1 pseudogene is annotated in these 580 nt (G+C 40.3%); it reads right to left on the bottom strand.

Annotated features, from left to right (window positions below):
* A pseudogene (locus tag ACS8FD_RS23040) lies at positions 1 to 309 on the bottom strand (insulinase family protein); the annotation flags it as partial.
* Between the last annotated feature and the right edge of the window lie 271 nt (positions 310 to 580).

Below are 580 nucleotides of genomic sequence, written 5' to 3'. Positions count from 1 at the left end.
CAAATGCGAGATACCACCTTTGTTTAACGGCTCATCTGCTGAGCCAACCCGATACCAAATCTGCGTCATCGCGACTGGCGCTCGATGATCTTCTTTGATAATGATTTTTAGCCCATTTTCTAACTGATATTCATGCCGACCTGACATATCGATAGCCAAATCTGAGCTCGCGGCTGGCTTAGCAATTACTGTGTCAGACGTAGCTGTTTGCTGGAAGTTACTGGTTTGACATGCAGTCAAGGTAGTAGCAAGCGCTAAGGAACAGGCAATACGCAACGAGATAGCAGATAACGATGAAGACAAGGACATAGGGTTTTCTACTTATAAAACAGTGAATGATAGATTTGGAATAAAAATGAAGAAAAAGTATAAACGATCAAAAGCCAAGCATTAGGTACTGTGTACTATAGTGTTTTGTGTCCACCAACGATAACGCTGGCGGTTGGTTTAAATGCTTGCGTCGTACTACAACCTACGGCTGATAACAGTAGTATAGAGATAATTAATGCATATCCCATGTTGACAATAAGTGCCAAATGAAAAGGTTTTTTAGCAGAATTATTTTTAGTTTTATGAGTTG

This window comes from Psychrobacter sp. 1U2, from assembly GCF_051847575.1.
The sequence above is the reverse complement of the archived record's forward strand: the minus strand, read 5'-3'. Positions and strand labels throughout refer to the sequence as shown.